Below are 20,451 nucleotides of genomic sequence, written 5' to 3'. Positions count from 1 at the left end.
CCATGCTCAACGTCTCTTCCTGGTCGATCCGCAACCCGATCCCGGCGGTCATGCTGTTTGTGCTGCTGACGGTGGCGGGCATGATCGCGTTTGGCGCGATGAAAGTGCAGAACTTTCCCGATCTGGATGTGCCCACCATCACCGTGACCGCCAGCTTGCCCGGCGCCGCGCCCTCGCAGCTCGAAACCGATGTGGCCCGCAAACTCGAAAACGCGTTGGCCCCGCTGCAAGGCCTCAAACACATCACCACCAAAGTGCAAGACGGCGTGGTGTCCATCACCGCCGAATTCCGCATGGAGAAACCCAGCCAAGAGGCGGTGGACGATGTGCGCTCGGCCATCCAGGGGGTGCGGGCTGACTTGCCCGGTGACCTGCGCGACCCGGTGGTGCAAAAGCTCAACCTCGCCGGCACACCTGTGCTGGCCTACACGGTGCGCTCTGCGCGCATGGACGACGAGGCCCTGTCGTGGTTGGTGGACAAAGACATCACCCGCAAGCTCTTGTCGCTGCGCGGCGTGGGCGCGGTCAACCGCGTGGGGGGCGTGACCCGCGAGGTGCGTGTGGCGCTCGATGTGAACCGTTTGCAGGCGCTGGGCATCACGGCCGCCGAAGTCTCGCGCCAGCTCAAGCAGGTGCAGCAAGAAGGCTCGGGTGGGCGCATGGATGTGGGTGCGGGCGAGCAGCCCGTGCGCACCTTGGCCACCGTCAAAACGGCGCAAGAAGTCGGACAAATTGAGCTGGCCACATCGCGGGGCGGCAGCGTGCGCCTGGACCAAGTGGCCACGGTGACCGACACCTTGGCCGATGCCCGCTCGGCCGCCAGTCTGAACGGCACGCCGGTGGTGGGCTTTGAGGTGGTGCGCAGCAAGGGCGAGAGCGAAGTGGCCGTGGGCCTTCTGGTGCGCCAGGCGCTGGCCGATTACCGCTTGCAAAACCCCGACATCGAGATCACCGAGGCCTTTGACTTCGTGACCCCGGTGGAAGAGGAATACAAGGGCTCACTCATCTTGCTCTACGAGGGCGCCATTTTGGCGGTGCTGGTGGTGTGGCTGTTCCTGCGCGACTGGCGGGCCACCTTTGTGTCGGCCGTGGCGCTGCCGCTGTCGGTCATCCCGGCCTTCATCGGCATGGCGTATCTGGGTTTTTCCATCAACGTGGTGACTCTGCTGGCGCTGTCCTTGGTGATTGGGGTGCTGGTCGACGACGCGATTGTGGAGGTGGAAAACATCGTGCGCCATTTGCGCATGGGCAAGTCGCCTTACCAAGCGGCCATGGAAGCGGCCGACGAAATCGGCCTGGCGGTGATCGCCACCACTTTCACCCTGATCGCGGTGTTTTTGCCCACGGCTTTCATGAGCGGCATTCCGGGCAAGTTCTTCAAACAGTTTGGCTGGACCGCGTCGCTGGCGGTGTTCGCCTCGCTGGTGGTGGCGCGGGTGCTCACGCCCATGATGGCCGCTTACATCTTGAAGCCCATCGTCACGGCCGCGCACGAACCCGGCTGGCTCAAGCGCTACATGGTTTGGGCCACCTGGTGCATGAAGCACCGTTTGCTCACCATGGTGTTGGCCACGCTGTTTTTCATCGGCTCCATCATGCTGGTGCCTTTGTTGCCCAAGGGCTTCATCCCGCCGGACGACAACTCCCAAACCCAGGTTTATGTGGAGCTTCCCCCTGGCGCCACGCTGGCCCAGACCCAGGCCAGCGCCGACCACGCCCGCACGCTCTTGATGACGGTGGACAACGTGAAAAGCGTCTACACCACGATCGGTGGCGGCAGCGCCGGCAGTGACCCGTTTGCCGGCGGCGGCGCGGCCGAGGTGCGCAAGGCCACGCTCACCATCCAGTTGACCGAGCGCGGCACGCGCCCGCGCAAACAGGCCATTGAAAACGACATCCGCACGGCTTTGCAGCAATTGCCCGGTGTGCGCACCAAGGTGGGCTTGGGCGGCTCGGGCGAGAAATACGTGCTGGTCCTCACGGGCGAAGACCCGCAGGCCCTGCAGACCGCGGCCATGGCGGTGGAACGCGATTTGCGCACCATCCAGGGCTTGGGCTCCATCGCCTCCACGGCCAGTCTGGTGCGCCCCGAGATCGCGGTTCGCCCCGACTTTGCCAAAGCCGCCGACCTGGGGGTGACCAGCGCCGCGATCAGCGACACCTTGCGCGTGGCCACCTTGGGGGACTACGACGCGGCCTTGCCCAAGCTCAACCTGTCCGAGCGGCAGGTGCCCATCGTCGTGAAATTGGGCGATGAATCCCGGCAAGATCTGACCACGCTCGAGCGCCTGCTGGTGCCCGGCAGCCGCGGCCCCGTCATGCTGGGCCAAGTCGCCAGCATCGAGGTGGCAGGCGGCCCGGCGGTGATTGACCGCTACGACCGCCAACGCAACATCAACTTCGAGATCGAGCTGTCGGGCATGCCGCTGGGCGACGTGACAGCGGCAGTGCAAAAGCTGCCTGCGCTGCAAAGCCTGCCGCCGGGCGTGAAGATCGTGGAAGTGGGCGATGCGGAAGTCATGGGCGAGCTTTTTGCCAGCTTTGGCCTGGCCATGATGATCGGTGTGCTGTGCATCTACATCGTGCTGGTGCTGTTGTTCAAGGGCTTCTTGCACCCCATCACCATCTTGGCCGCTTTGCCCTTGTCTTTGGGCGGCGCATTCGTGGGCTTGCTCATCGCGCAAAAGAGCTTTTCGATGCCTTCGCTCATTGGCCTCATCATGCTCATGGGCATCGCCACCAAGAATTCGATCTTGCTGGTGGAGTACGCGATCGAAGCGCGGCGCGGCAAACCCGCCGAGGGCGATCACCCCGCCGTGCCGCCGATGAGCCGCTGGGACGCCTTGCTGGACGCTTGCCACAAGCGCGCGCGCCCCATCGTCATGACGACGATTGCCATGGGCGCGGGCATGCTGCCCATTGCCGTGGGTTGGGGCGCGGCAGACGCGAGTTTCCGCTCGCCCATGGCCATTGCCGTGATCGGTGGCCTGCTCACCAGCACCGTGCTCAGTTTGTTGGTGGTGCCGGTGGTGTTCACTTACTTGGACGATCTGGGGCAGTGGTCAGGCCGGATGTTTCGAAAATTCACACAAACCAGGAGCAAGACATGAGCATCAAGGTGGCGATGGTGGTGGGCGGCGGCAGTGGCATGGGGGCGGCTGCGGCGCGCAAGTTGGCGCAAGATGGCTTTCAGGTGGCCGTGCTGTCCTCGTCCGGCAAGGGCGAGGCGCTGGGCCATGAGTTGGGCGGCTTGGGGCTGACCGGCTCGAACCAGTCGGGCGAAGACCTGCAAAAGCTGGTCGATCAAACCATGGCGCGCTGGGGCCGCATCGACGTGCTGGTCAACAGCGCAGGCCACGGCCCCAAAGGCCCTTTGCTGGCGTTGACCGATGCGCAGTGGCACTTGGGGCTCGACATGTACTTTCTGAATGTGGTGCGCGCCGTGCGGCTGGTGGCGCCCATCATGGTCCAGCAAAAATCGGGGTCCATCGTCAACATCTCCACCGCCTGGGTGGACGAGCCCAGTGCGATGTTCCCGACCTCGGCGGTGGCCCGCGCGGGCCTGGCCGCATTCACCAAATTGTTTGCCGACGAGCATGCGGTGCACCAGGTGCGCATGAACAATGTGCTGCCCGGCTGGATCGACAGCCTGCCCGCCCAAGAGCAGCGCCGCCAAAGTGTGCCCATGCAGCGCTATGGCACCAGCGAAGAAGTGGCCGCCACCATCGCCTTTTTGGCCTCAGAAGGCGCGGCCTACATCACGGGCCAGAACCTGCGCATCGATGGCGGTTTGATGCGCTCGGTCTAGGGGCCCACTGAACACCCGTGACCGTCAGACCAGCACGGCCTGCGCCACCGCCAGATAGACCGGGATGCCGATCACGATGTTCAAGGGAAAGGTCAGCCCCAGGCTCAGGCCGAAATACAGCGCGGGTTTGGCTTCGGGCAAGGCGGTGCGCAGCACGGCGGGCACGGCAATATAAGACGCACTGGCGGCCAGCACCATGAGCAAGGCGCCATCGCCTGCGCTCAGTTGCAGGCCGTACGCCAGCCCCAGCGCCAAAGCCGCGTGCACGATGGGGCCGAGCACGGCATAGGCGATCAGCACGGGCGACTGGCCTTTGACCTGCGGCAGGTTGCGCGCGGCCATCAAGCCCATGTCGAGCAGGAAGAAGGCCAGCATGCCTTTGAAGAGGTCCACCGAGAAGGGGGCCATCGCTTCTTTGCCGGCTTCGCCCGTGACCAGACCAATCACCATGGCCCCCAGCAGCAGCAACTGCGCCCCATCGGTGAAAGACTCGTGCAAAATTTTGCCCACCGACGCACCATGAGGTGCGGCAGGGCCACCCAGCGCGGCCACACCGCCCGCTTGGAGCACCGCGCCTGAGGCCTGTTTTTGCCGCAATGAGTTGGCCAACACCACGGCCAGGATGATCGCGGGGGACTCCATCAAAGCCATGGCCGCGGCCATGTGCCCGCCATAAGCCACGCCCTGGTTTTCCAGCGTCTGCACCGCCGTGACAAAGGTCACGGCACTCACCGAGCCATACGTGGCGGCCACGGCGGCCGCGTCAAAACCGGAGACAAAGCGCCGCAGCACGGCGTAACCGATGAGCGGGATGACGATGGCCAACAACACGGCGGCGGCCAGGCTGATGCCGACTTGGGTTGTCAGGCCCGATTGCGACAGCGCAAAGCCGCCCTTCAGGCCCAAGGCCATCAACAGGTAAAGCGACAAAAAGCGGGAGATGGCGGGCGGGATTTCGAGGTTGGATTTGACGGTGCCCGCCAACACGCCAAAGATGAAAAAGAGGATGGCGGGGTCGATCAGGTTGTGCATGGGGGTGTTCCTTGCGCCGATCATAGGAATGGACAGGGCACTTGTAAAATCGATTCTTCAACCCTTGACTATAGGTAAAAGTCTATGAACGTCAGCTTTCGCCAATTGCGCTTGTTTCTGGCCCTGGCCGAAACCGGCAGCGTGAGCGCCGCGGCCAAGGTGATGCACGTGACCCAGCCCACGGCGTCGATGCAACTCAGGGACATCGCTGAATCCGTGGGCCTGCCCTTGTATGAGCTGGTGGGCAAAAAGCTTTACTTGACCCAGGTGGGCCAAGAGCTGGCGCAGACCGCGCGGGCCGTGGCACACACATGGGACACCTTCGAGCAAAACGTGGATGCCGCCAAGGGCTTGTCGCGGGGCAAGCTGCGCGTGGCGGTGGTCAGCACCGCCAAATACTTCATGCCGCATCTGATTGGCAGCTTTTGCAAGCGGCATCCTGCCATCGACGTGTCATTGGAAATATTGAACCGCGATGGGGTGGTGCAGCGCCTGCGTGACAACCTGGACGACCTGTACATCATGTCCATGCCGCCCAAAGACATGGACTTGGGCGATGAAGCGTTCATGCCCAACCCGATCGTGGTGATCGCGCCCACCACAGACCCCTTGTCCAAACGAAGCTCGGTGCCTTTGCACGAGTTGGCGCAACGCCGCTTCATCTTGCGCGAAAAAGGCTCGGGCACACGCATGGCCGCTGACCAGTTTTTCCGCGCCATGAAGTTCCGACCCGATGTGCGGCTGGAGCTGGGCAGCAACGAGGCCATCAAGGAATCCGTGGCCGGGGGCTTGGGTGTGGGAGTGGTCTCGCGCCACGCCCTGCACGGCCACCAGAAAGAAAACGGCGTCAGCGTCGTTGATGTGCAGGGCTTTCCCCTGACCTCGGCCTGGCACATCGTTTACCCGGCGGGCAAAAAACTGTCACCGCTGGCGCTGGCCTTCAAGCAGCATGTGCTCCAGCAAATCAGTCGGCGCAAATGATGCGGAGTGCTCAGACCGCATCCAGACCTGCGCGCACACCCTCGGCCTGTTTCCCGATCAGCGCCTTGTCCTCAGCGCTCATCTTGCCCACATGCTTGACCATCAGCGCGGTGCGCGGGTTGCCTGCAAAGGCCGGTTCGTGGCGGATCAAAAAATCCCAGTACAGCGTGGTCATGGGGCAAGCATTGGGCCCGGTGCGCACTTCGGGTTGGTAGCGGCAACCTTTGCAGTAGTTGCTCATGCGGCTGATGTACTGGCCACTGGCCACATAAGGTTTGCTGGTGAAGCGCCCCCCGTTGGCGTGCAGGGCCATGCCCAGGGTGTTGGGTGTTTCCACCCATTCCACCGCATCGACGTACATGGCGCGGTACCAGGCGCTGACTTGCTGCGGTGACAGCCCAGCCAACACGGCAAACTGCCCGGTGACCATGAGCCGCTGGATGTGGTGGGCATAACCGTGCTGCAGGCTTTGGCCGATGGTCGCTTGCATGCAGGCCATGTGGGTATCGCCCGTCCAATACCAGGCGGGCAGGTCACGGGTGTGGCCATAGTGGTTGGCTTCGGCCAGGTGGGGCATGTCGAGCCAGTACACCCCCCGGATGAATTCGCGCCAGCCGAGCACCTGGCGGATGAAGCCCTCCACACTGGCCAGCGGCAAGCCGCGCTCGCGGTAGGCCTGCTCGGCGGCCACGATCACCTCGCGCGGATGGAGCAAATGCAGGTTCAGGCTGCTGCCCACCAGCGCGTGCCAGCCGAAGGGCAGCGTGGTCCACATGGCGTCTTGCCATGCGCCAAAGTGTTCCAACCGTTGGTCGATGAAATGCTGCAGCGCCACCAGCGCGTCTTCTCGGGTGACGGGCCAGGCGAAATGGTCGAGCGTGCCCGGATGCCCCGCAAAGCGTGTTTGCACCAGGGCGATCACGTCTTGCGTGACGCGGTCGGGTGCAAAGCGGGCGGGCGGTGGTACGGTGCCAGGGCCCTTGGCGCCGAAGCCTTTGCGGTTTTCGGCATCAAAATTCCATTGGCCACCGACGGGCTCTTTGCCTTCCATCAAGATGCCGTGGCGTTTGCGCATCTCCCGGTAAAAGAACTCCATGCGCAGCTCTTTCTTGTCGCCGGCCCACTTGGCAAATTCGGCGCGGCTGCACAAAAAATGCGTGTCCCCCACCCAGCGCAACAGGACCTGGGCCTGCGCTGCAGCGTTTTCGATCAGCTGCTCCATGCGCCAGGCCCCGGCTTCCATCACCACCAAGGCTTTGGGGGGGTGCTCTTGCAGCGCTTGGGCCAAGCGGCCGGCAAAGTCAGGGGGCCGCTCGGTGTCGTCCAACTTCATATACGTGCAGGGCCAGCGGCGGCGGTGCGCTTCGTTGGCAAAGTGCCGCATGCCCGACAAGAAAATAGCGATCCGGGCTTTGTGGTTCCAGACCTCATCGGCTTCGCTGTCGGCCTCGACCATCAAGAGCCGGTCTTGGGCAGGGTCAAAGTCGGCCAAAGCCGGGTTGTCCCAGCCGAGCTGGTCGCCCAGAACCAATATCAGGTGACGGGTCATGCCTTGTCTTTCTTAGGCGGTGGCGTTCAGGAGGGGTCAGGCACGGGGGGCTTTGGCCTTGTCGGCCCGGCAGCGCTCGCTGCAGTACAACACGCTGTCCCAGTTTTTGGCCCAGCTTTTGCGCCAGGTCATGGCCAGGCCACAGACGGCACAAGGTTTTTGCGGCAAATCCTGTTTGTTCCCTTTAAAACCCGAGGGTTTGGGCATGAGTCTCTCCAGTGAAAAAGGGTTGGCGTGACAATGTGCACAAACGAGTTTAAACTGATCAGTCACAAAATAAATTTATAAGTGCAAATGAACCACTCTTGGGTAAAACAATGGGGTCCCAGCCTGCTGATGGCCTTGCTGGCAGCTTTGCTGGGCTTGGGGTTGGAATCGGCGCAAGCCAGCCCGCAAAAAGGCAGCAACGCAGTGGCTTGCCCCGCCATCCTGAACCACACCGTTGAACGCTTGCAGGACGAAAAGCCCCAATCGCTGTGCCAGTACGCGGGCAAAGTGGTGCTGGTGGTCAACACCGCCAGTTTTTGCGGCTTCACGTCGCAGTACAAAGGCCTTGAGGCCCTCAATACCCAGTACAAAGACCAAGGCTTGGTGGTGCTGGGCTTTCCATCGAATGACTTTTCGCAAGAAAAAGGCAGCAACAAAGACATCGCCGCCTTTTGCGAAAGCACCTTTGGCGTGAAGTTTCCGATGTTCACCAAAACCCAGGTCACCGGCGATGGCGCCGCGCCGCTGTTCAAGCAGCTCACCGCGCAAACCGGCCAGAAGCCGCGCTGGAACTTTCACAAATACCTGATCGGTCGCGACGGCAAGGTGATTGACAACTACAGCAGCATGACCGGACCGGAAAGCAAAACGCTGTTGTCGGCCATCGACAAAGCCCTGAAGGCCCAGCCATGAGCGGGACAACCAATCCGCGCATGAAACTGGCCATCGTGGGTTCGGGCATTTCCGGCCTGGCCGTGGCCCACACCCTGAAAGACCATGCCGACATCACCCTGTTCGAGGCGGGCGACTATTTTGGCGGCCACACCCACACGGTCGATGTCACCCTGCCCACACCTCAAGGCCTGGTCACGCATGGCGTGGACACCGGTTTTTTGGTGTTCAACGAACGCACCTACCCCAACCTGATCAATCTGTTTGCCGAGCTCCAGGTGGAGACCGCGCCGTCTGACATGTCGTTTTCAGTCAAGGTGCCGGGCGCGCTGAACGGCAAAACCCTGGAGTGGAGCGGCACCGACCTGAACAGCGTCTTCGCGCAGCGTGGCAATTTGATCAACCCGCGTTTTTGGCGCATGTTGGCCGACGTGATGCGCTTCAACGCCCTGTGCACCCGCATTGCCAAAGAGCAGCGCGAAAAAGAATTGCAGCAGCCACTCTCCGACTTTTTGCGCACGCACAAATTCAGCGAGCCGTTTCGCGACTGGTATTTCCTGCCCATGCTCGGCTGCATCTGGAGTTGCCCGACCGATCAGATGCTGCAATTCCCCGTGGCGACCATGATCCGGTTTTGCCACAACCACGGTTTGATCCAGGTGACCAACCGCCCGCAGTGGTTCAGCGTGGTGGGCGGTGCGCGCCACTACGTCGAGAAAATTCTGGCGGGCGTGCACGACAAGCGCCTGAACACGCCCGTGCGCTTGATCGAGCGTGACGCACAAGGCGTGCGCATCGTCACCGACGGCCATGCCGAACGCTTTGACCAGGTGGTCATCGCCACCCACACCGACCAGGCTCTGGGGATGCTGCGCGCGTCCAGCGCTGACGAGCGCAGCTTGCTGGGGGCCATCCGCTACCAAGACAACCGCGCTGTGCTGCACACCGATGCCAGCGTGCTGCCTGCCAACCCCAAGACGTGGGCCGCCTGGAACTACGAACGCGCCGCCAGCAGCGAGCGTGAGTCCTCGCGCGTGTGCCTGCATTACCTGCTCAACCGTTTGCAACGCATCCCGTTTGCCCAGCCCGTGGTGGTCTCGCTCAACCCTTTGCACGACATCGACCCGGCCACCATCGTGGGCGAATACGACTACGCCCACCCGGTGTTTGATGTGGCCGCCATCGAGGCGCAAAAGCGTTTGCCCTTGCTGCAAGGCCAGCAGCACACTTGGTATGCCGGGGCCTGGACGGGTTATGGCTTTCACGAAGACGGCCTCAAGTCGGGCCTGCAAGTCGGCCGCGCTTTGCTCAAACGCATCCATGAACAGGCCAGCCCCGTTCAGGACAGACTGGCCGCATGAAGCCTGCCAACGTGCTCATCGGCTGGGGCCAGGTGCGCCACACGCGCCACCGACCGGCGCACCACGCTTTCGCGTACCCGACAGCGTTCTTGATGCTGCCCATGCGCAGCTTGCAATCGGGTGTGTGCCGTACCGAGTTGGCCATCAACCGCCGCGCCTGGTTCGCCTTCCATGACGCCGACCATGGCGATGGCCGTCCGGCCCAGACCGGTGGGGCGCTGGCCTGGCTCGATGCATTGCTGCAGCGCGAAGGCATCCAGGACGCCACAGGCGAGGTCTGGCTCCAAGCGTTCCCCCGCGTGCTGGGCCATGCTTTCAAGCCCGTGAGTTTTTGGTATGCGCACCGCGCCGATGGCCACTTGGCCGCCATCGTGGCCGAGGTGAACAACACTTTTGGTGAGCGCCACTGCTACCTGCTGCCCCAGCCGCAATACGGCCAAACGATGTTGGCGCGCAAGGTTTTTCATGTTTCGCCCTTTTGCGATGTACAAGGCGAATACCGGTTCCGCTTCATGCGCGTGACACACGGCGGACAAGACCGCATCGTGGCGCGTGTGGACCATGGCGATGCCGATGGCCCTTTGATCGACACCAGCTGGAGCGGTGTGCTGGAGCCGGCCACTGCAGCCGCCTTGCGCCGTGTGATGTGGCGCTTTCCGCTGCTCACGCTGGGTGTGGTGGCCCGCATCCACTGGCATGCCCTGCTCTTGTGGATGAAAAAAGTACCGTTTTGGCGCAAGCCCGAGCCGCCCCGCGATTTTGTGACCCGATGAACACTGGACCCCACCGGATGCCGCCCTCCATGAAGACTGCCGACAACGCCCAAGCCTTGGGCCTGCGCACCGCCACCATTTCCCACGCCAGCCTGCCCAAAGCCGCTGCGCGTTTGCTGAGCTTGTTGACCCGCCTGAAAATTGGCACGCTCACGGTGCACGCGCCCGATGGCAACAACCAGGTTTTTGGCACGCACGAAGCCCCGTTTGCAGCCCTGCATATCCACCGTTGGGAGGTATGCGCCGAGGTGCTCAAATCGGGCGACATTGGTTTTGCCGAGGGCTACATGGCCGGCGACTGGACCACGCCCGATTTGGCAGGCTTGCTGCGTTTGACCATTGCCAACCGCGACCACATTGAAAGCGCGATTTATGGCCACTGGCTGGGCCGCTTGTTCTACCGCATCAAGCACTTGCTCAACCGCAACAACCGCAGCAACAGCCGCAAGAATATCCATGCCCATTACGACCTGGGCAACGCTTTTTACGAGCTGTGGCTGGACGGCACCATGAACTATTCGTCGGCTTGGTTCGAAGGCGACCACAGCCAAGACATGGCCGCCGCCCAAAAAGCCAAGGTGCGCCGGGCCCTGCGCATGGTGAACGCCCAACCGGGCGACCGTGTGCTGGAGATCGGCTGCGGCTGGGGTGCTTTGGCCGAAGCGGCCACCACCGAGTTTGGCGCGCACATCACGGGCGTGACCTTGTCCACCGAGCAGCTGGCGTTTGCCAATGCCCGCATGCAATCGCATGGCGTGCAGGCGCGCACTGATTTGCGACTGCAAGACTACCGCGACATCAGCGATGGGCCTTACGACGCGGTGTGCTCGATCGAGATGATCGAGGCGGTGGGTCAGGAATACTGGCCGACCTACTTTCAGACCATCAGCCGCATGCTCAAACCCGGCGGCCGTGCATGCGTGCAGAGCATCACGATCGACGACCGTTTTTTTGAGCGCTATTTGCAATCGACCGATTTCATTCAGCAGTACATCTTCCCGGGCGGTTGTTTGCCCAGCCCTGGCGAGTTCCGCAAACAAGCGCAGGCAGCGGGCTTGCAGGTGGTCGATGAGCTGAACTTCGGCCCCGACTACGCTGAGACCTTGCGCCGCTGGCGTGAGGCCTTCATGGCGCAACTGGACACCGTGCGGACCCTGAAGTTTGACGACCGCTTCATCCGCTTGTGGGAGTTCTACTTGGCCTATTGTGAAGCGGCTTTTGACGAAGCCAACATCGATGTGATCCAGTTCACTTTGGCCAAACCGGGTTGATTGCGATGAACGGCACGCTTCCAACCATCCGCGCACGCTGCCCACACACATGGGGTGTGCAGGTGCTGGGGTGTGCCTTGTTGTTGGGCGCGCTTGTGGCTGAGGTGCGGGCGCAAAGCACCCCTGTGGCCAGCCTGAACGCGGCTTATTCACGCCCCGAAGTGGCCGACCTGGGCGGTGTCGTGCCGACCGCACCCGTGCGCTTGCGGGTTTGGGGTTTTGAGGTGTACGACGCCCGGCTGTGGACACCCGTGGTTTTTCGGCACGGTTCCTACACGCAGTTTCCGTTTGCGCTGGAATTGCAGTACCTGCGCCGGTTGGAAGGTGCTGCCATTGCCAGCCGCTCGATCGACGAAATGCGGCGCTTGGGCCCGTTCAGCGATGCACAGGCGCAAAGCTGGCTGAGCGCCATGCGCGAGCTGTTCCCCGATGTGCGCCAGGGTGACCGCATCACGGGCATCAACTTGCCAGGCGTGGGCGCCGAGTTCTGGGTCAATGGCCAACGTGTGGGGGTGGTCAAGGACCTGGCTTTTGCACGCTTGTTTTTTGGCATCTGGCTCGATGAGCGCAGCTCTGAGCCCAAAATGCGCGCTCAGCTGCTGCAAGGCTTGCAGCCATGAACGGCCCTGCCGCGCCCACCCCGGCGACCCTGCCGCGCCAGGCCTCGGCCGCCTATGGTTTGCTGGGCTTGCCACTGGCTTTTGTGGCTTTGCCGGTCTATGTGCATTTGCCCAATGTGTACGCCCAGCAGTACGGTGTGCCCTTGACCGCTTTGGGCGCCGTGCTCTTGCTCAGCCGCAGTGTGGACGCGGTGGTGGACCCGTGGCTCGGGCGTTGGGGCGACAAGCTCTACCGCCACTCGTGGCGCGCCGTGTGGGTCGCAGCGCTGTTGTTGGCGCTGGCCGTGGCGCTGGGTTTTGCGGCCTTGTTTTTTCCGCCCGCAGCGGTTTTGTCGCCTGTGGGTTTGCTGGTGTGGGTGGGCGCTGCGCTCACCCTCAGCCATCTGGCCTACAGCGGCTTGGGCATCTTGCACCAGGCCTGGGCGGCGCGGCAAGGCGGCGGCGGCATGGCGCAAAGCCGCTGGGTCGCTTGGCGCGAGGGCTTTGCGCTGGTGGGGGTGCTTTTGGCGTCGGCGTTGCCCGCGCTGTGGGGTTGGTCATGGACGACGGCCTTGCTGGTGCTCATGCTGGCGCTGGGCTTGTTCACCTGGCGGCGGGTGGCACGCAGCGCCTTGGCATCGTCCACCTTGCTTGATTCGGGCCATGCGGCCGGCAGCCTTTGGCAGCCGTGGCAACACGCGGGTTTTCGCCGCCTGCTGATGGTCTTCATGCTCAACGGCCTGGCCAGCGCAGTGCCCGCCACGCTGGTGCTGTTTTTTGTACAAGACCTCTTGCAAGCGCCCAAAGCCATGGAGCCCTTGTTTTTGGGCCTGTACTTTGCCGCCGGGGCGCTGTCGTTTCCGCTGTGGCTCAAGGTGATCGACCGCATCGGCTTGCTGCGCACCTGGGCCACCGGCATGGCTTTGTCGGTGTTGGCCTTTGTCAGCGTGGTCACCCTGGGCGCGGGTGACACCACCGGCTTTTTGGTGGTGTGCGCCTTGTCGGGCATGGCGCTGGGCGCGGACCTCACGGTGCCCGGTGCCCTGCTCAACCAGCTCATTGACCGCTGCGGCGAGCGTGGCCGCACAGACGGCGCGTTCATGGGCTGGTGGAATCTGGCCACCAAACTCAATCTGGCTTTGGCCGCCGGGCTGTCTTTGCCCTTGCTCGGCCTGTGGGGTTATGCCCCGGGCCAGCAGGGCGCCGATGCCGTGCTGGCCCTGGGCCTGGCTTATGGCTTGCTGCCTTGCGTGCTCAAGCTCCTGGCCGGACTGGCTTTGTACGCGGGCCTGATGCGTCGCCCCGATCTGATCTCGGGGCCTGAATTGGCCCACCCTTCGGCCCATCCTTCGGTATGACGCCGTTTTGAACTGACACCACGGGAGCCTCCCATGCGCCAACCACACCCCACCATGATCCAACGCCGCACGGCCTTGACCCGCCTGGGCGCTTTGTCCCTGGCGGCGGCCACGCCCTTTTTGGCCAGCTGCGCCGGGCCACAGGTGCAGCAGTACGCACAAGAAAAACCGCTCTTGGACTTGCGCACTTACTTCACCGGCACCATCGACGCTTGGGGCGTGTTCACCGACCGCAGCGGCCAGGTGGTCAAGCGCTTCACGGTGGTCATGGACTGCAGCTGGAACGGCGACGAAGGCGTGCTGGACGAAGCCTTTGTGTACTCGGATGGTACGAAGCAGCGCCGCATCTGGAAACTCAAAGCCGGCCCGAACGGCACCTACACCGGCCGCGCCGACGACGTGGTGGGCGAGGCCTCGGGCCAAGTCAGCGGCAACGCGTTCCGCTGGGGCTATACGCTGGCGCTGCCGGTCGAAGGCCGTGTTTGGCACGTCGACTTTGACGATTGGATGTACCTGATGGACGACCGCGTCATGCTCAACAAAGCCACCATGAGCAAGTGGGGCGTGAAGCTGGGCGAAGTCACCTTGTCCTTCACGCGCCGCACGCCTTTGGCGGCCAAGCCGGGTTGATGCGCATGAACCCCCACTCTCCTGGCGCGGCAGCACTGGCCACTGAAACGGCCGACATGGCCATGCCCAAAGTCGGCCCGCAAACCGCTGTCCCCACCCCGCACGCGCCCGCCAGAAGCTGGCTGCAGCTGAACCCGCCCATCACCCACTGGCAGGGCCGCCGGGTCTGGTTGGTGGGCGCATCCACCGGCATTGGCTTGGCCTGTGCGCAAGCGCTGCGTGCAGCCGGGGCCCTGGTGGTGGTGTCGGCCCGCAACCCGCAAGGTGTGCAAGACTGGGCCGCGCAGGATGCAGGGGTGAAGTGGCGTGCGCTCGATGTGAGCGATGGAGCTCAAGTGCAGGCCACGGCCCGCGCCCTGCTGGCCGAAGGCCCGCTCGACATGGTGGTGTATGCCGCGGGCTATTACCGCGCCCAACGCGCCACGGCCATGGACATGGACGACTTGCTGCAGCACGACAAGGTCAATTACCAGGGGGCGTTGCAGGTCATCCATGCGGTGCTGCCCGGCATGCTGTCGCAAGGCAGCGGGCACATCAGCCTGCTCAGCAGCGTGGCCGGTTGGCGCGGCCTGCCCAATGGCCTGGCCTATGGCCCGACCAAGGCTGCCCTCACCCATCTGGCCGAGACGCTGTACATGGACTTGCAAGACCAGGGCATTGGTGTGAGCGTGGTCAACCCCGGTTTTGTGGCCACGCCGCTCACCGCGCAAAACCAGTTCACCATGCCCGCTCTGATCAGCCCCGAAGAAGCCGCCCGCGAAATGCTCAAGGGTTGGGCCAAAGGCCAGTTTGACATCCATTTCCCCAAGCGCTTCACGCTCTGGCTGAAACTGCTGCGCTTGTTGCCCTACCGCCTGTACTTTCCGTTGGTGCGCAAGTTCACGGGGCTGTGAATCTGAACTGAAAGCCGATCATGGACACCCGACAAGCCACACAAAACTTGGCCACATTTTTTGAAACCCTGTCGCCGCAAAGCGTGGCACAGCTGCACACCCTGTACGACGCACAAGCCCGTTTCAAAGACCCGTTCAACGAGGTGCAGGGCCTGCCCGAGATCGAGCGGATATTTCGGCACATGTACGTGGCGCTGGACCAGCCGCACTTTGTCGTGACCGGTCAGGTGGTGGACGGCGCACAGGCCTTTCTGACTTGGGAATTTCGCTTTCGCTTCAAACGCTTTGACACCACCACGCTGCAGGCTGTGCGGGGCGCCAGCCATGTGGTGTTCAACGACCGGGGTGCGGTGACTTTGCACCGCGACTACTGGGATGCGGCCGAAGAGCTGTACGAGAAACTGCCGGTGGTGGGCGCGGTGATGCGTTGGCTCAAAAAACGCGCCAACACCTGAGCGAGCAGGGGCTGGCGGAAACGCTCAACCCGGCAAACTGTCTACAAAGCTTGGCCGCTGCGCCAATTTGTCGTAGAGCTTGTGCAGATTCGGGTAAGGCGTGCGCCAGTCGATTTGCGGGAAGCGGAAGTCCAGATAGCCCACAGCGCAGCCCACCGCGACATCGGACAAAGTCAGGTGGATGCCCGAACAAAACGTTTTGTCGCCCAGGCCGTTGCTCATGGCACGCAAGGCGTGCTGAATTTTGTCCAATTGGCGGTCGATCCAGGCTTGGCTGCGCTGGCTGTCCTGGCGGTCGGTCCAGACCGCTTCCATGCGGGCCAGCAAGGCCGCATCCAGCAGGCCATCGGCCAAGGCCTCCCATGTTTTGACTTCGGCGCGTTCACGACCGGCCGTTGGGATCAGCTTGCCCACAGGCGACAAGGTGTCCAGGTATTCCACGATCACGCGCGAATCGAACACCGCCTCACCCCCTTCCATCACCAAGCACGGCACCTTGCCCAAGGGGTTGGTGGCGTGGATGCTGGTCTGTGCGGACCAAACATCTTCGGTGACAAACTGGTAGTCCAGTTTTTTCTCGGCCATGACGATGCGCACCTTGCGAACATAAGGACTGGTGACGGAGCCGATGAGTTTCATAGAAGAAGGGTGAGTGCCAATAAGGATGGCCGATTCTAGGTGAAACAGGTGCCGATTTCCCTGTCTCTCGCCTATTTGGGAAAGAGGACGGTTGCAAGGTGGCGGGAATTACAATCAAAGGATGAATTTCACCCCCATTTCCGCCTTGTCGCCGCTGGATGGCCGTTATGCCAGCAAACTCAATGCCTTACGCCCGCTCATGAGTGAGCAGGGTTATATGCACCGCCGCGTTCAAGTCGAAATCGCCTGGTTCATCGCTTTGTCTGATGCCGGCTTTGCCGAATTCAAGCCCCTGTCGCCGGGTGCGCGCACTTACCTGACCGGCTTGGTCAAAAATTTCAGCGAAGCCGATGCCCTGGCCATCAAGGCGTTTGAAAAGACCACCAACCACGATGTCAAGGCGGTGGAGTACTGGATCAAGGACAAGTTCAAGGACCGTCCCGAGTTGGAAAAAGCAGCCGAGTTTGTGCACTTTGCCTGCACCAGCGAAGACATCAACAACACCAGCCACGCTTTGCAGCTCAAGGGCGCACGTGCCCAGGTGCTCTTGCCCGGGCTGGACGGCCTGATCGCCAAGCTGCGCGAGATGGCGCACACCTTTGCCGAAGTCCCCATGCTCAGCCGCACGCACGGCCAAACCGCCAGCCCCACCACCGTGGGCAAGGAAATGGCCAACGTCGTGATGCGCCTGAAGGGCTGCCGCGACAAAATCGCGGCCGTCCAACTCATGGGCAAGATGAACGGCGCGGTGGGCAACTACAACGCCCACTTGTCGGCCTGGCCTGATTTCGACTGGGAAGCCTTTGCACGGAAAGTGGTGGAGACGCCCGAACTGGGTGAAACGCAAGCGAGCCAATGGGGGCTGGGGCTGACGTTTCAGCCCTACAGCATCCAGATCGAACCGCACGACTACATGGCCGAGTTGTTCGATGCCGTGGCCCGCAGCAACACCATCTTGATCGACCTCTCGCGTGACATTTGGGGTTATGTGAGCCTGGGTTACTTCAAGCAGCGCCTCAAAGCGGGTGAGATCGGTTCCTCCACCATGCCGCACAAGGTCAATCCGATCGACTTTGAAAACGCCGAGGGCAATCTGGGTCTGGCCAATGCCGTGCTCAAACACCTGAGCGAAAAGCTCCCCATCAGCCGTTGGCAGCGCGACCTGACCGACTCCACCGTGCTGCGCAACATGGGCGTGGGCCTGGGTTACACCGCGCTGGCCCATGCCTCGCTCATGACCGGTTTGAACAAGCTCGAACTCAACGAAGAAGCCTTGGCCGCCGATCTGGACGCCGCTTGGGAAGTGCTGGCCGAGCCGATCCAGACCGTGATGCGACGCTATGGCGTGCAGGGCGCTTACGAAAAACTCAAGGAAGTCACGCGCGGCAAGACCGTCACCGCCGCCGATCTGCACGGCCTGATTCAGGCTCTGGAGATTCCGCAAGCCGACAAGGACCGCCTGCTGGCCATGACGCCGGGCAGCTATGTCGGCAAGGCCGCTGAACTGGCCCGTCGGGTCTGATCGGTTCACATGGCCCTCAAATCCACCATCTACAAAGCCAATCTGTCGATCGCCGACATCGATCACAGCTACTACGAAGACCACCAGCTCACGCTGGCGCGTCACCCCAGCGAAACCGACGAGCGCATGATGATCCGCCTGCTGGCGCTGGCCATCAATGCTTACAAGCTGCAGGCGGTGTGCAACGGCGATGGCAAGCTGGCGTTTGGCGCGGGCTTGTCGGACCCGGACGACCCGGACGTCAGCTTGCGCGACTTCACGGGCCAAACCCGCCTGTGGATCGAGGTCGGTCAGCCCGAAGACAAGCCCATCATGAAAGCCTGCCAAAAGGCCGACGAAGTGCTGCTGTATTGCTTCAACCATGCCGCCGAAGTCTGGTGGCGGGGCATCGAAACCAAGCTGACGCGCTTGGAAAAGCTGCAGGTCTGGCGCGTGCCCACCGAGGGCTCACAGGAATTGGCCCAACTGGCCGAGCGCAGCATGCAGTTGCAAGCCACGGTGCAGGAAGGCGCTGTCACCTTCAGCAGCGACAAAGGCAGCGTGCACATCGAGTTGATCCGCTGGAAGTGAAGCCAACCCACGGGTTGTGACGCATCTGATCCCGGACAGGATCCGGGACCCATGGCTCAATCCGCGGTTTTCAGGTCCAGCTTCGCTTGAGCCTCAGCCGCTGCTTTGGCCCATTGGCGATTTTCGGCGGCGCGCTCGGCATAACGGTTGAAGCGCCAGGAGGTGCCATCGACCGTGATGCGTCGCCAAACGGCCCGTTTTTCACCTGAACTCATCTCGGTCCAATGTTGCACTTCCTCAAAGCTGCGGCCGCAGCCTTTGCAGGTTTCATCGCCTTGGCTGGTCGAGCAAATGGCGATGCACGGCGTGTCGGGGGTGCTGGCGTACCAGTCTTGCCAAGCTTCTGCAGCCGCCAAAGGCAGGGTGAACTCGTCGGCCAGGTCTTGCCTGTGATAAACCATCAAGCCATACACCTCGGCCAATGCACGCAACTCACGTGGCAAGGTGATCCCGTCGGGTGAGGGGTTCTTGAGCCGCCAATGGTTGATGGCCGCTTCGATGTCGGTGATGTGGATTCCGGCCATGGTGTGTGTGAGAAAGGAGCGCGATCATAGCGCTTTCGGGTTGATCGGCTCAACGCTCGGCTTGCATGTCCCGTATTTGTGCTTGTGCCTGGCGCAAACGGGTGTCCACAATGGAGGCTTCGATGTGGTCACCGGCTTGCAGCCGGTTGTTTTTGGCCCAGTCTTGCGCAGCCCGAAAGCGGTCGACCGCCCCGGTCCAATCCATCCGGGCCATTTGGGCTTCCCCTTCGGCCCGCAGCGACGCCAGCGCCTGCCCCTGCAAGGCCAGCATGCTGGCCAAGGTGTTCCAGGCCTGCGCATCGTGCGGCGCTTGTGTCACTTGTTCGCGCAGTTTTTGGGTGATGCTGGCGCGTGCCGGATGGGGTGGCAAGCGCAACAGGGCTTGCGCGGTGGCGATGAGCTCGGGGCGCGGCAACGGGGCCTGGCCCAGGCTTTCGAGCACTTGCAGTGCCACCGCAAAACGTTCTTGCTTGGCGGCCATCTCGGCCTGCAACAAGACCACCAACCGTTTGGCCTCGGGCGTGGCGGGCGTCAATTGCGACAGCTGCTGCCAGCTGCGCTCAGCAGCGGCCATGTCCCGCAGTTGCAGGTGCGCCAAGGTGGCCGCATACAGAGCCCCCGCCTGTTGCGCTGCATGGGCTGGTGGCGAGTGGGCCTGGCTGCCCTGGGTCCAGGCCCTCAAGGCTTCCACACTGTTTTGCGACATCACCCGGGCGCGAGCGGCCAGCATGGCCTGCACCATGTCGCCGCTTGCACGTGGGCTGGCGGTGTTGAGCTGCAAGCGGGCTTGCATGTCGGCGATGCGCTCGGTGGTCAGGGGGTGACTGCGCAAATAGGGATAGGCCCCGCTGTCGCTCACCCCTGCGGTCTGCTGCAGCTTGGCAAACATGCCGACAAAGCCTTGAGGGTCATACCCCGCGTCGGCCAGGATGCCGTAACCCACCCGGTCGGCTTCACGCTCCATGTCGCGTGAATAGCTCAATTGCGACTGGATCGCGGCCGCTTGCCCACCCACGATCAGGCCTTGCGCAGCCTGGGGGTTCTTGCTGGCCGCGATGGCGCCCAAAATCATGGAGCCGATCACCCAGGGCGTCATCTTGGTTTGCTCGTCGATCGAGCGGGCAATGTGGCGCTGGGTGACGTGGCTCAGTTCGTGCGCCAACACCGAAGCCAGTTCGTCATGGGAGGTGACCACCGCGATCAGGCCCAAATGCACCCCCAGGTAACCACCGGGCAAGGCAAAAGCGTTCACCGATCGGTCACGGCCGAGCAAGATGCGCCAGGCAAATCGCTCTTGCAAGTCGCTGGACAGCTCACCACGGGCGGCGGCCGCCTTGACCAGCGGTGCCCACAGGCGTTGGATGTATTCGTCCAGAACCGGGTCTTCCAGATAATCCGGGTCGCGGTACAACTCCCGCGCAATGCGGTCACCCAGTTTGCGCTCGGCCCCCAAGGAAATGCCCTCGCCGTTGCCCAAGGACGGCAATGCGTTGGTCTGGGTCCAGCCCGGCTGCAACCCCAGAGTGCCCAGCAGCAAGACCAGCATCAATTTGGAGGGACGCAAGAGGTGTTTCAATGTGATCGATGTCCTGTGAATAGACCTGTTG

20 protein-coding genes are annotated in these 20,451 nt (G+C 62.7%); 14 read left to right on the top strand and 6 right to left on the bottom strand.

Features of this window, described 5'->3' with window-relative positions:
* The first annotated feature begins 2 nt into the window (after nt 1-2).
* Together LHAB_RS04320 and LHAB_RS04315 are read left to right on the top strand one after the other, a co-directional pair.
* On the top strand, nt 3-3,110 hold the full coding sequence (locus LHAB_RS04320) for an efflux RND transporter permease subunit (RefSeq protein WP_090044139.1): 3,108 nt from the start codon (nt 3-5) through the stop codon (nt 3,108-3,110).
* Nucleotides 3,107-3,808: an SDR family oxidoreductase gene (locus tag LHAB_RS04315; RefSeq protein ID WP_090044138.1), complete on the top strand. Its 702-nt coding sequence runs from the start codon at nt 3,107-3,109 to the stop codon at nt 3,806-3,808. Before LHAB_RS04320 ends, LHAB_RS04315 begins: the two co-directional genes overlap by 4 nt.
* A 24-nt stretch (nt 3,809-3,832) precedes the next feature.
* Here the strand turns inward: LHAB_RS04315 and LHAB_RS04310 are convergent, their stop codons facing one another.
* Nucleotides 3,833-4,840 (bottom strand): sodium-dependent bicarbonate transport family permease, encoded by a 1,008-nt coding sequence (locus tag LHAB_RS04310; RefSeq protein WP_090047654.1) that lies wholly within the window; start codon nt 4,838-4,840, stop codon nt 3,833-3,835.
* An 84-nt stretch (nt 4,841-4,924) separates the two neighbouring features.
* Between LHAB_RS04310 and LHAB_RS04305 the strand changes: the two genes are divergently transcribed.
* Nucleotides 4,925-5,821, top strand: a complete 897-nt coding sequence (locus LHAB_RS04305) for a LysR family transcriptional regulator (protein ID WP_090044137.1) — start codon at nt 4,925-4,927, stop codon at nt 5,819-5,821.
* A 10-nt stretch (nt 5,822-5,831) separates the two neighbouring features.
* Here LHAB_RS04305 and LHAB_RS04300 read toward each other — a convergent pair whose 3' ends face one another.
* Nucleotides 5,832-7,370, bottom strand: coding sequence for a cryptochrome/photolyase family protein (locus LHAB_RS04300; RefSeq protein WP_090044136.1), 1,539 nt, complete (start codon nt 7,368-7,370; stop codon nt 5,832-5,834).
* 36 nt (nt 7,371-7,406) lie between these two features.
* Nucleotides 7,407-7,577 (bottom strand): DUF2256 domain-containing protein, encoded by a 171-nt coding sequence (locus LHAB_RS04295; protein ID WP_090044135.1) that lies wholly within the window; start codon nt 7,575-7,577, stop codon nt 7,407-7,409.
* 87 nt (nt 7,578-7,664) lie between these two features.
* On the opposite strand from LHAB_RS04295, the gene LHAB_RS04290 reads away from it, so the two are divergent.
* The 9 genes from LHAB_RS04290 (at nt 7,665) to LHAB_RS04250 (ending at nt 15,589) form a co-directional block, all read left to right on the top strand.
* Complete coding sequence (locus tag LHAB_RS04290) at nt 7,665-8,270, top strand: glutathione peroxidase (RefSeq protein WP_090044134.1); 606 nt, start codon at nt 7,665-7,667, stop codon at nt 8,268-8,270.
* A gap of 20 nt (nt 8,271-8,290) precedes the next feature.
* A complete protein-coding gene (locus LHAB_RS04285; RefSeq protein WP_090044133.1) occupies nt 8,291-9,610 on the top strand; it encodes an NAD(P)/FAD-dependent oxidoreductase in 1,320 nt (439 codons plus the stop codon).
* Nucleotides 9,607-10,383, top strand: a complete 777-nt coding sequence (locus LHAB_RS04280; protein ID WP_090044132.1) for a DUF1365 domain-containing protein — start codon at nt 9,607-9,609, stop codon at nt 10,381-10,383. The genes LHAB_RS04285 and LHAB_RS04280 overlap by 4 nt, the downstream gene beginning before the upstream one ends.
* A gap of 17 nt (nt 10,384-10,400) precedes the next feature.
* Complete coding sequence (locus LHAB_RS04275) at nt 10,401-11,654, top strand: class I SAM-dependent methyltransferase (RefSeq protein ID WP_090044131.1); 1,254 nt, start codon at nt 10,401-10,403, stop codon at nt 11,652-11,654.
* Nucleotides 11,655-11,659: 5 nt separating this feature from the next.
* Nucleotides 11,660-12,274, top strand: coding sequence for a chalcone isomerase family protein (locus tag LHAB_RS04270; protein ID WP_090044130.1), 615 nt, complete (start codon nt 11,660-11,662; stop codon nt 12,272-12,274).
* Complete coding sequence (locus LHAB_RS04265; protein WP_090044129.1) at nt 12,271-13,611, top strand: MFS transporter; 1,341 nt, start codon at nt 12,271-12,273, stop codon at nt 13,609-13,611. Before LHAB_RS04270 ends, LHAB_RS04265 begins: the two co-directional genes overlap by 4 nt.
* Before the next feature lie 33 nt (nt 13,612-13,644).
* On the top strand, nt 13,645-14,241 hold the full coding sequence (locus tag LHAB_RS04260; protein ID WP_090044128.1) for a DUF3833 domain-containing protein: 597 nt from the start codon (nt 13,645-13,647) through the stop codon (nt 14,239-14,241).
* A gap of 122 nt (nt 14,242-14,363) precedes the next feature.
* The gene (locus LHAB_RS04255) at nt 14,364-15,134 is read left to right on the top strand and encodes an SDR family NAD(P)-dependent oxidoreductase (RefSeq protein WP_090047652.1); all 771 of its coding nucleotides are present in this window, start codon (nt 14,364-14,366) and stop codon (nt 15,132-15,134) included.
* Nucleotides 15,135-15,154: 20 nt separating this feature from the next.
* Nucleotides 15,155-15,589, top strand: a complete 435-nt coding sequence (locus tag LHAB_RS04250; RefSeq protein WP_090044127.1) for a nuclear transport factor 2 family protein — start codon at nt 15,155-15,157, stop codon at nt 15,587-15,589.
* A 24-nt stretch (nt 15,590-15,613) separates the two neighbouring features.
* Here the strand turns inward: LHAB_RS04250 and LHAB_RS04245 are convergent, their stop codons facing one another.
* On the bottom strand, nt 15,614-16,228 hold the full coding sequence (locus tag LHAB_RS04245; protein WP_090044126.1) for a glutathione S-transferase N-terminal domain-containing protein: 615 nt from the start codon (nt 16,226-16,228) through the stop codon (nt 15,614-15,616).
* A 121-nt stretch (nt 16,229-16,349) separates the two neighbouring features.
* On the opposite strand from LHAB_RS04245, the gene purB reads away from it, so the two are divergent.
* Together purB and LHAB_RS04235 are read left to right on the top strand one after the other, a co-directional pair.
* Nucleotides 16,350-17,750, top strand: coding sequence for an adenylosuccinate lyase (purB, locus tag LHAB_RS04240; RefSeq protein ID WP_090044125.1), 1,401 nt, complete (start codon nt 16,350-16,352; stop codon nt 17,748-17,750).
* A gap of 9 nt (nt 17,751-17,759) precedes the next feature.
* Entirely contained in the window at nt 17,760-18,320 is a 561-nt protein-coding gene (locus tag LHAB_RS04235; RefSeq protein WP_090044124.1) for a YaeQ family protein, read from the top strand.
* A gap of 56 nt (nt 18,321-18,376) precedes the next feature.
* On the opposite strand, the gene LHAB_RS04230 is transcribed toward LHAB_RS04235, so the two are convergent.
* Together LHAB_RS04230 and LHAB_RS04225 are read right to left on the bottom strand one after the other, a co-directional pair.
* Nucleotides 18,377-18,844: a DUF3717 domain-containing protein gene (locus tag LHAB_RS04230; protein ID WP_090044123.1), complete on the bottom strand. Its 468-nt coding sequence runs from the start codon at nt 18,842-18,844 to the stop codon at nt 18,377-18,379.
* A gap of 49 nt (nt 18,845-18,893) precedes the next feature.
* Nucleotides 18,894-20,390, bottom strand: a complete 1,497-nt coding sequence (locus tag LHAB_RS04225; protein WP_090047650.1) for a M48 family metalloprotease — start codon at nt 20,388-20,390, stop codon at nt 18,894-18,896.
* Nucleotides 20,391-20,451 lie beyond the last annotated feature (61 nt).

Origin of the sequence: Limnohabitans sp. 2KL-27, from assembly GCF_001269345.1 — a bacterium.
Taxonomy (GTDB): Bacteria; Pseudomonadota; Gammaproteobacteria; order Burkholderiales; family Burkholderiaceae_C; genus Limnohabitans_A.
This window is presented reverse-complemented; position numbering and strand designations above follow the sequence as displayed.

Excerpts from the sequence above, each read along its gene's own strand:
- LHAB_RS04250 (WP_090044127.1), top strand. The coding sequence starts at position 15,155 with ATGGACACCCGACAAGCCACACAAAACTTGGCCACATTTTTTGAAACC.
- LHAB_RS04230 (WP_090044123.1), bottom strand. The coding sequence starts at position 18,844 with ATGGCCGGAATCCACATCACCGACATCGAAGCGGCCATCAACCATTGG.
- LHAB_RS04310 (WP_090047654.1), bottom strand. The coding sequence starts at position 4,840 with ATGCACAACCTGATCGACCCCGCCATCCTCTTTTTCATCTTTGGCGTG.
- LHAB_RS04300 (WP_090044136.1), bottom strand. The coding sequence starts at position 7,370 with ATGACCCGTCACCTGATATTGGTTCTGGGCGACCAGCTCGGCTGGGAC.
- LHAB_RS04280 (WP_090044132.1), top strand. The coding sequence starts at position 9,607 with ATGAAGCCTGCCAACGTGCTCATCGGCTGGGGCCAGGTGCGCCACACG.
- LHAB_RS04285 (WP_090044133.1), top strand. The coding sequence starts at position 8,291 with ATGAAACTGGCCATCGTGGGTTCGGGCATTTCCGGCCTGGCCGTGGCC.
- LHAB_RS04320 (WP_090044139.1), top strand. The coding sequence starts at position 3 with ATGCTCAACGTCTCTTCCTGGTCGATCCGCAACCCGATCCCGGCGGTC.
- LHAB_RS04315 (WP_090044138.1), top strand. The coding sequence starts at position 3,107 with ATGAGCATCAAGGTGGCGATGGTGGTGGGCGGCGGCAGTGGCATGGGG.
- LHAB_RS04265 (WP_090044129.1), top strand. The coding sequence starts at position 12,271 with ATGAACGGCCCTGCCGCGCCCACCCCGGCGACCCTGCCGCGCCAGGCC.
- LHAB_RS04295 (WP_090044135.1), bottom strand. The coding sequence starts at position 7,577 with ATGCCCAAACCCTCGGGTTTTAAAGGGAACAAACAGGATTTGCCGCAA.
- LHAB_RS04290 (WP_090044134.1), top strand. The coding sequence starts at position 7,665 with ATGAACCACTCTTGGGTAAAACAATGGGGTCCCAGCCTGCTGATGGCC.
- LHAB_RS04225 (WP_090047650.1), bottom strand. The coding sequence starts at position 20,390 with ATGCTGGTCTTGCTGCTGGGCACTCTGGGGTTGCAGCCGGGCTGGACC.
- LHAB_RS04235 (WP_090044124.1), top strand. The coding sequence starts at position 17,760 with ATGGCCCTCAAATCCACCATCTACAAAGCCAATCTGTCGATCGCCGAC.
- LHAB_RS04260 (WP_090044128.1), top strand. The coding sequence starts at position 13,645 with ATGCGCCAACCACACCCCACCATGATCCAACGCCGCACGGCCTTGACC.
- LHAB_RS04245 (WP_090044126.1), bottom strand. The coding sequence starts at position 16,228 with ATGAAACTCATCGGCTCCGTCACCAGTCCTTATGTTCGCAAGGTGCGC.
- LHAB_RS04305 (WP_090044137.1), top strand. The coding sequence starts at position 4,925 with ATGAACGTCAGCTTTCGCCAATTGCGCTTGTTTCTGGCCCTGGCCGAA.
- purB (WP_090044125.1), top strand. The coding sequence starts at position 16,350 with ATGAATTTCACCCCCATTTCCGCCTTGTCGCCGCTGGATGGCCGTTAT.
- LHAB_RS04275 (WP_090044131.1), top strand. The coding sequence starts at position 10,401 with ATGCCGCCCTCCATGAAGACTGCCGACAACGCCCAAGCCTTGGGCCTG.
- LHAB_RS04270 (WP_090044130.1), top strand. The coding sequence starts at position 11,660 with ATGAACGGCACGCTTCCAACCATCCGCGCACGCTGCCCACACACATGG.